The sequence below is a fragment of the Streptomyces sp. H27-H5 genome, from assembly GCF_026627505.1.
Lineage (GTDB): Bacteria > Actinomycetota > Actinomycetes > Streptomycetales > Streptomycetaceae > Streptomyces.
The window spans coordinates 1-7,809 of the sequence record NZ_JAPNLK010000185.1; the positions used below are offsets into that span (position 1 = coordinate 1).

Sequence of the window (7,809 nt, forward strand, 5' to 3'; positions counted from 1 at the left end):
ACCCCGGACCCGTGGAACCCGGCGCACCCCGCAGCGACACGCGACGACCCCGGAACCTCACCACGAGAACAAACCGGGGTGAACCGACCACCCCACGAACACGACCTCATCACTGAAGGATCGAGGCCAGCGCGGTGATTTGCGGGCGTCCATGAGCGGCGGCTCGCGGAAACAGGCGTGGTCGGGCGGCTCGACGGTTTGTCCGGTCCGGCGGCGGAGGAGCCAGAAATCGGAGAGGGGAAATCCCTCGCAGTCCGGCGGAGTTCCGTCCTGGGGAATGTAGAAGTGGTTCTCACCGACGCCCCAGTTCACGTATTTCACGGCCGCGTTGAAGGAGGCCGCGCTCGCGCGCATCCAGGCGTTCTCGGGAATGCCGAGACGGTCGAAGAGGTCGCGTTGCACGGTCGGTGCGAGGGCGGTGACCTGGGGTTCGGTGCGATGCGGGGTTTCGAGGACCGTGACGCGGAGCGTGCCCTGGCAGGCGGAGGCCAGCCGGGCCGCGGCGATCCAGGCGGTGAGGGTACCGCCGGCGATCACTGTTTCCCTGACGGGGGCGGGTGTGGTCGCTTTCGTGTCCATGGGAGAAGGGTCGCGGCCATCCCTGTACGGAATGTATCGGGCGGCTGTATCGGGGGCTCCAGACGGACCGGAGAACGCGTACAGGGGGTGCGTCGAATCTTTTGGTGCGGGACCTGAACGGGGCCCGACATCAAGAGGAGGAACTATGTTCGAGAAGTCCCGGGTCCAGCACCCCCTGGAAATTCTGACGGAGATCGAGCGCGGTGCGGCGGTGGATCAGGAGATCCTGCTGCGCGACGGTGCGACACCCTGGGCCGAACTCCTCGCGGACTATGTCGACGCGTTGAACGAACTGGCCACGCGGGGCACCGCGGACAACGGGTACATCGCCACCTACGGGCTCGACGAGGGGCACGCCGGCGGCTGCGGATGAGCGCGCAGGGGGAAGCGGCCCGGTGGCGGGGACCACCAGGCCGCCGGGGGCGGGACCTCAGGCCGTGAGGACGCGGGTCCGGGCGAACAGCCGTACCAGCGGCATCAGGTGGTAGCGCGGGACGGGATCGCGGTCGGTGGGCCCGGGTTCCAGGAGGCGGGCGTCGGCCAGCCGGTCCAGGAGGTCCTCGGCCTCGTGGAGCGGCAGGTCGAGGAGGGCGGCCGCGTCCGGGGGTGAGAGGACGGGCAGGTCCGTGGCCGTGAGGGCGGCGAACGCCGTGGCGGTGGACGGGTCGAGGGAGTCCAGCGCGTGCCGCAGCCCGGTGGTGACGTCGAGGCTGCCGATGCGCAGCTCGCCCAGGCGGCGGTCCTCGGCCGCGAGGCGGGCGGCGAGGTGGGCGGGCGGGCGGTCCGAGCGGGCGGCGAGCCGGGCCGCGGCGATGCGCAGGGCGAGCGGCAGGCGATCGCAGTACTCGGCGATGCGGGCGACCGCCTCGGGGTCGCCGGCGATCCGGTCGGAGCCGGCGATCCGGGCCAGGAGGCGGGTCGCCTCGGTGGGGGTCATCGGGCCGAGGCGTACGAGGCGGGTGCCTTCGAGGGAGGCGAGGTCCGGCCGGACTCCGGTGACGAGGGTGCGGGTGGCGCCGCCGCCGGGCAGCAGGGGGCGTACCTGGGTGTCGTCGGCCGCGTTGTCGAGGACGATCAGGACGCGGCGGTCCGCGAGGAGGGTGCGGTAGAGCTGGGCGCGCTCGTCGAGGCCTGCGGGGAGTTGGGCCGGGGCGGTCCCGAGGGCGTCCAGGAACCAGCCGAGGACCTGCCAGGGGGTGCGCGGCGTGCCGTCGGCGGTGCGGAGGTCGGCGTAGAGCTGGCCGTCGGGGAAGGCGGGGCGGACGTGTTCGGCGACTCTGAGGGCGAGGGCGGACTTGCCGGTGCCGGGGGCTCCGGTGACGGCCACGTTCTGGTGGCTGTTCAGGGCGTCGAGGACCTCCCGGGTCTGCGCCTCCCGGCCCGTGAAGTCGCCGGGCGCGGCGGGCAGCAGGGCCGGGACCGGCCGGGCCTGTGCCGCAAGGGCGGGCACCGGGGCCGCGGGCGCGGGCGCGGCGAGGGTGGTCGTCCGGCGGGCGGGGGCGGCGGGAGGGGGGAGGGTGGCGGTGAGGATCTGCTGGTGGAGGGCGCGCAGTTCGGGGCCCGGGTCGATGCCCAGTTCGTCCGCCAGGACGCGGCGGCCCTCCTCGTACAGGGAGAGGGCGTCGCACTGGCGTCCGCTGCGGAAGAGCGCGGTCATCAGTTGGCCGCGCGGGCGTTCCCGTACGGGGTGTCGGATGACGTGCCGGGTGAGGCTCGGGATGACCTCGTCGTGACGGCCCAGGGCGAGGGCGGCCTCGGCGTGGTGTTCGGTCGCCGCCAGGTGCGTCTCGGTCATGCGTGGCCCCTCGGCGGCGGCGAGGTGCTCGGTGACGTCGCTGAGGGCGGGGCCCGTCCACAGGGCGAGCGCCTCGGCGAGGCGGCGTTCGGCGTCGGCGTGGCGGCCCGCGAGGAGGTCGGCACGGCCGGTCTCGGCGAGGCGGCGGAAGCGGTCCCAGTCCAGGGCCGAGGAGGCGATGTCCATGCGGTAGCCGGCGCCGCGGCGTTCCAGGCCGTGGTCCGGGCCCAGGCGGGAGCGCAGCCGCGAGACGTACGTGTAGAGCTGGTGGGTACTGGTGGAGGGCGGCTCCCAGCCCCAGAGGAGAGTGGTCAGCCGCTCGTCGGTGACGACCTGGCCGTGGGCGAGCAGCAGGGCGGCGAGCGCGGTGCGCTGCTTGGCGCCGTCGAGGGCGACCGGGCGGCCGTCAAGCTCGGCTGCGACCGGCCCGAGGATCTTGAAGTCCATGGAGGTCCCCCACCGTTGCGCGAACCCGCGTCTGCTCGCGGGTCATCTTGCGCGAAACGCTATTGACCTGGTGTTCCATCTCGCTCTCGGATCGATTTCAGTGATCCGAAAGGGTTTTGAAAGCGCACGAAAACGGGGGCTGCGTAGCGTTCAGGGCGTACCGCGGGGCACCGGCCCGCAGCGGACGACGAAGGTCCGGGAGGACGCCATGAACCGCTTCATTCTCTCCACCCGCAAGACCGCTCAGACCGCGACGGCCGCTCCGCTGGGCAGGCTGGTGGCAACGACGGCCCTGCTCCTGGTGTCGGTCGCGGGGGTCGCCGTGAACCAGGGCGTGACACCATTCGACGACCTCGCGGCGGCCGGCCCCACCCACGACGACCCGTGGAAGGCCTCCGCCACCGTGGCCGGGACGGACGACCCGTGGTCGGTGCGCGCCGGCGGCCTGCTGCGGGACGACCCGTGGAAGGCCACCGTCCGGGGGACCGGGACGGACGACCCGTGGAAGGCCACCGCCGAGGGGCCCGGGACGGACGACCCGTGGAAGGTTTCCGCCACCGGTGCCGGGGCGGACGATCCGTGGATGTGAGCGGGGGGCCGCGGAGGGCCGCCGTCAGGGTTGGAACGCGAACAGGCCCCGCAGGTCGTCCCGTTCGCCTTCCGCGAGCGCCACCAGGACCTGATCCATCCGCGCTCGCCACCCCTGTGCGCCGACCTCGGTGAAGAGGTCCGCCGCGCTCTTGAACGTACTCGCGGCGCCGCTCCGGTCCGAGCGCAGCGCCTGCACGCTTCCGAGGACGACGGCCGCCCGCGCCCGCAGGTAGACGTCCGCGACCTGCTCCGCGACCTGGAGAGCACTGCGTGCCACCGCCTCGGCCTCCTCGAGTTTCCCCTGGCGCCACAGCGCCTCCCCCAGTGCACGCAGCACGTGTGTCTCGCCCCGGCGGTCGCCGCTGCCGAGCACCAGCTCCAGGGCGCGCCGGGAGGCCTCCTCCGCACGCGCCCCGTCGCCCTGGTGGATCAGCGCCTGCGCGAGCCGGAGCGTGCTCTGTGCCTCGCCCCGCACGGTGCCGAGTCCTCGGCTTCTGGCCACCGCCTCCGACGACAGCATCAGGCTCGCCTGAGCGTCCCCCCGTTCCAGTTCGAACTGCGCCAGCAGGCCCAGTACATGTGCCTCGGCGTAGGGGTCACCGACCGCGCGGAAGATCTCCAGCGAGCGGCGGCCCGTCTCCACCGCCCGATCGGTGTCTCCGCGATGGCGCTCGCACATCGCCAGGTTCCGGAGCACCAGGGCCCGCCCTTGGTGCTGGCCCTGCTCCTCGAACAGGTGCAGGGCCAGGCCGAGTCGCTCGTACGCGCTGTCGTACTCGTACTGGATGATCTCCAGGGTGGCGAGCGACTGCAGCATCGCCGCCTCGCCCAGCCGGTCGCCGGTGCGGCGGGCGGCGGTCAGGGCCGCATCGCCGCATTCCCGCCAGTCCTCCAGGTAGTTGCGGTTCTGGAAGAGGGTGACGCTGGTCATGGTCAGGTCCCAGGCGTACGCGGACTCGTCCCCGCGGGCCGCCTGCTGGACGAGGCCGGTGATGGAGGAGCGTTCGGCCTCGAACCACTCCATGGGGTTCTCCACGAGAGATTCGACCAGGTGGGAGGGGAGTTCGCGGAGGGGCGCGGAGCCGGGGACGACGGTGTAGTCCCCGCCGTAGACCTTCCGGTGGGCCTCCTTGGTGAGCGCCAGCCACACCCCGCAGGCACGTCTCAGGGCGGCCCTCAGTTCTCCTTCTCCGTCCTCGGCAAGCGCGCATTCGCGAGCGAAGAGGCGGAGGAGGTCTTGGAATCGGTACCGGACGTGGCCCGCGCTGGCGCTGAGGGGTTCGAGGAGCTGGGCGTCGACGAGCTGCTCGATGAGGTCCTCGGCGTCGACCGGGTGGATGTCGAGGAGGGCGGCGCCGGCCCAGGCGGAGAACTCGGTGACGTTCAGCGACCCGAGCAGGCGGAACATGCGGGCGGTGTCGGGGGGCAGGTCGCGGTAGCTCAGCCGGAGCCCGGCGCGGACCCCGCGGGCGTCCAGGCTCAGCTCGTCGAGTCGGCGGTGCTGGTCCTCCAGGCGCGATACGAGGGTGCGGACGGTCCAGTGCGGCTTCGCGGCGAGCCGGGCGGCCGCGATGCGCAGCGCGAGGGGCAGCCGGTCGCACAGTTCGCTGAGTCGGGCGGCGCCCGCGGGATCGCCGGACAGGCGGTCGTCGCCGGCCACCCGGGAGAGCAGGGTGATCGACTCGTCCTGTTCGAGGGAGCCGAGGTTCAGCGGTACCAGGGCGTAGTCACCGGCGAGCCGGCTGCTCATGCTGTCGCGGCTGGTGACCAGGACGCAGCAGCCGGACGTGCCGGGCAGGAGGGGGCGGATCTGCTGGAAGGAGCGGGCGTTGTCCAGGACGATCAGGATCCGGCGGCCGCCCAGGACGCTGCGGAAGAGCGCGGTGCGTTCCACCTGGTCGGCGGGGATCTGGGGGCCGGGCACGCCGAGGGCGCGCAGGAAGCGGTCGAGGACGGCTCCGGGCCTGCGGGGTTCCTCCTCCTCGTCGTAGCCGCGCAGATCGGCGAAGAGCTGTCCGTCGGGGAAGCGCGCGGCGACCTGGTGGGACCAGTGGACGGCGAGCGCGGTCTTGCCGACGCCGCCGGTGCCGGTGATGGAACCGACGGGCAGGGAGGAACCGTCGAGCTGGTCCAGCAGGCGGTCGAGGGTGGCGAGTTCCTGGTGGCGGCCGGTGAAGGAGGCCGGGGCCGGGGGCAGGTGGGCGGGCACCGTGGTGGTGGCGGCGGTCGACTGGAGGGTGGCGGTGGTGGGCAGGGTGAGCTTCGGGGAGTCGGCGAGGATGTCCTCGTGGAGTTCCTGGACGGCGGGGCCGGGGTCGATGCCGAGTTCCTCGGCGAGCAGGCGTGCCCCGTCGCGGTAGGTCTCCAGGGCCTCGGCGCGGCGGCCGGAGCGGTAGTGGGCCAGCATCAGGTGGGCGAGGGCCTGTTCACGCAGGGGGTGCGCCCGTACGAAGCCGGTGAGCTCCCCGATGAGTTCGCGGTGTTGGCCCAGGTCCAGGCGCAGGGCGGTGAGTTGTTCGTACATGTCGAGGCGGAGCCCGGTGAGCCGTTCGGCCTCCGCCTCCACTCGTTCGGCGACGACCCCGGCGAGGGCGGGGCCGCGCCACATCGCCAGGGCTTCCTCGAAGTGGGCGCGGGCTTCCTCGGTGCGGCCGCGGCGGGCGGCCTCGCGTCCTTCGGCGGCCCGCTCCTCGAACTCGACGGCGTCGATGCGGTGCTCGCCGGCGTGGAGCATGTAGCCGGGGTGGCTGGTGACGAGCAGGTCGTCGATGCCGACCGCGGTCCTGAGGGTCTTGCGCAGGGCGGATACGCAGATGGCGATCTGGTTGCGGGCCGTGGCGGGCGGGTTTCCCTGCCAGACGGCGTCGGCGAGGGTGTCGACGGAGACCACCCGGCCCGGCGCGAGCAGCAGCATGGACATGATGGTGCGCTGGCGGGCGCCTTGCAGGGCGACGGGTCGCCCGTCGGCGCTGATGTCCAGTGGCCCCAGGATCCGGAACACCACCTGAAGCACGGACGCCCCCTCGTTTGCGCTGCGGTCCTGCCGGAACGGCGGTCGTACCGTCTTCACTCTGAGTTACAGGCCGCCGGGCGGGCACGCAACGCGGACGGCAGCAAACTGCCGGCGGGGCGGCTGGTGGGAGGCGCCGATCAGGTTGCCGAGGGGCGGGCCGGTAGGGACGGGCCGGTCAGGGACGGGCCGCTGCCCAGGAGGCGGGCGGCGGGAGGTCCCTCCGGTCCCACCGGGCGGCCGGCCCGGGCTCGGCGGGTCCCGCCGGGCCGGTGTCGGGGGGTGTCGTGAGGAGGGTCAGGAGGGCCGTGACGGCGGCCAGTTCCTCCGGGGTGGGGCTGCCACTGATGATCGTGAACAGGGGCGGCGCCAGGGGTCCTTCGAGGGCGGGTGCGGAAGTGCCGGACATGGTTCTCGCTCCTCACATCGGGGGGTTGCCGTGCTTGCGGGCGGGTGTCGCGGCGTGCTTCCTGCGCAGCATGCCGAGTGCGGCGACGAGGACGGCCCGGGTGTCGGCGGGGTCGATGACGTCGTCCACGAGGCCGCGTTCGGCGGCGTGGTACGGGTGCATCAGCTCGGCCTTGTACTCCTTGACGAGTTGCTGCCGGGTGGCCTCGGGGTCTTCGGCTTCGGAGATCTGCCGCCGGAAGACGACGTTGGCCGCGCCCTCGGCGCCCATGACGGCGATCTCGTTGGTGGGCCAGGCGTAGGTGAGGTCGGCGCCGATGGACTGGGAGTCCATGACGATGTAGGCGCCGCCGTAGGCCTTGCGCAGTACCACGGAGACCCGCGGGACCGTGGCGTCGCAGTACGCGTAGAGCAGCTTGGCGCCGTGGCGGATGATGCCGCCGTGCTCCTGGTCGACGCCCGGCAGGAAGCCGGGGACGTCGACGAGGGTGACGAGCGGGATGGAGAACGCGTCGCAGAGCCGGACGAAGCGCGCGGCCTTCTCGGACGCGTGGATGTCGAGGACGCCGGCCAGCGACCGGGGCTGGCTGGCGACGATGCCGACCACGTGGCCGCCGAGCCGGGCGAGGGTGGTGATGACGTTGGTGGCCCAGCGCTCGTGCACCTCCATGTGCTCACCGTCGTCGACGATCTCGGCGATGACCTCGCGCATGTCGTACGGCCGGTTGCCGTCGACGGGGACCAGGTCGAGCAGGCGTTCGCAGCCGCGGTCGACGGGGTCCTGGCAGGGTGTGCTCGGCGGGTTCTCGCGGTTGTTGGAGGGGAGCATCGTGATGAGGTAGCGGACCTCGCAGATGCAGGTCTCCTCGTCGTCGTATGCGAAGTGGGCGACGCCCGAGGTCTCGGCGTGCACGTCGGCGCCGCCGAGGCCGTTCTGGGTGATCTCCTCGCCGGTCACCGCGCGGACCACGTCCGGGCC

At 72.8% G+C, this 7,809-nt stretch carries 7 protein-coding genes; 2 read left to right on the plus strand and 5 right to left on the minus strand.

What is annotated here, in order from left to right; translation table 11 throughout:
• Positions 1–57: 57 nt before the first annotated feature.
• Positions 58–579, minus strand: a complete 522-nt coding sequence (locus OTB19_RS40800) for a tryptophan 7-halogenase (RefSeq protein WP_267803924.1) — start codon at positions 577–579, stop codon at positions 58–60.
• Positions 580–724: 145 nt separating this feature from the next.
• On the opposite strand from OTB19_RS40800, the gene OTB19_RS40805 reads away from it, so the two are divergent.
• The gene (locus OTB19_RS40805; protein ID WP_267803925.1) at positions 725–952 is read left to right on the plus strand and encodes a DUF6269 family protein; all 228 of its coding nucleotides are present in this window, start codon (positions 725–727) and stop codon (positions 950–952) included.
• Between the two features lie 57 nt (positions 953–1,009).
• Here the strand turns inward: OTB19_RS40805 and OTB19_RS40810 are convergent, their stop codons facing one another.
• Positions 1,010–2,821, minus strand: a complete 1,812-nt coding sequence (locus OTB19_RS40810) for an AfsR/SARP family transcriptional regulator (protein ID WP_267803926.1) — start codon at positions 2,819–2,821, stop codon at positions 1,010–1,012.
• A 208-nt stretch (positions 2,822–3,029) separates the two neighbouring features.
• Between OTB19_RS40810 and OTB19_RS40815 the strand changes: the two genes are divergently transcribed.
• Positions 3,030–3,410: a hypothetical protein gene (locus OTB19_RS40815; protein WP_267803927.1), complete on the plus strand. Its 381-nt coding sequence runs from the start codon at positions 3,030–3,032 to the stop codon at positions 3,408–3,410.
• Between the two features lie 24 nt (positions 3,411–3,434).
• On the opposite strand, the gene OTB19_RS40820 is transcribed toward OTB19_RS40815, so the two are convergent.
• The 3 genes from OTB19_RS40820 to OTB19_RS40830 all read right to left on the minus strand — a co-directional run.
• Positions 3,435–6,425 (minus strand): AfsR/SARP family transcriptional regulator, encoded by a 2,991-nt coding sequence (locus OTB19_RS40820; protein ID WP_267803928.1) that lies wholly within the window; start codon positions 6,423–6,425, stop codon positions 3,435–3,437.
• A 175-nt stretch (positions 6,426–6,600) separates the two neighbouring features.
• Positions 6,601–6,831: an acyl-CoA carboxylase epsilon subunit gene (locus tag OTB19_RS40825; RefSeq protein WP_267803929.1), complete on the minus strand. Its 231-nt coding sequence runs from the start codon at positions 6,829–6,831 to the stop codon at positions 6,601–6,603.
• Between the two features lie 12 nt (positions 6,832–6,843).
• A partial coding sequence (locus OTB19_RS40830) for an acyl-CoA carboxylase subunit beta (protein ID WP_324290589.1) occupies positions 6,844–7,809 on the minus strand: 966 nt, incomplete at its 5' end.

Bases quoted from the DNA above. Each gene is read 5' to 3' on its own strand.
- OTB19_RS40810 (WP_267803926.1), bottom strand. From the start codon at position 2,821: ATGGACTTCAAGATCCTCGGGCCGGTCGCAGCCGAGCTTGACGGCCGC.
- OTB19_RS40805 (WP_267803925.1), top strand. From the start codon at position 725: ATGTTCGAGAAGTCCCGGGTCCAGCACCCCCTGGAAATTCTGACGGAG.
- OTB19_RS40815 (WP_267803927.1), top strand. From the start codon at position 3,030: ATGAACCGCTTCATTCTCTCCACCCGCAAGACCGCTCAGACCGCGACG.
- OTB19_RS40800 (WP_267803924.1), bottom strand. From the start codon at position 579: ATGGACACGAAAGCGACCACACCCGCCCCCGTCAGGGAAACAGTGATC.
- OTB19_RS40825 (WP_267803929.1), bottom strand. From the start codon at position 6,831: ATGTCCGGCACTTCCGCACCCGCCCTCGAAGGACCCCTGGCGCCGCCC.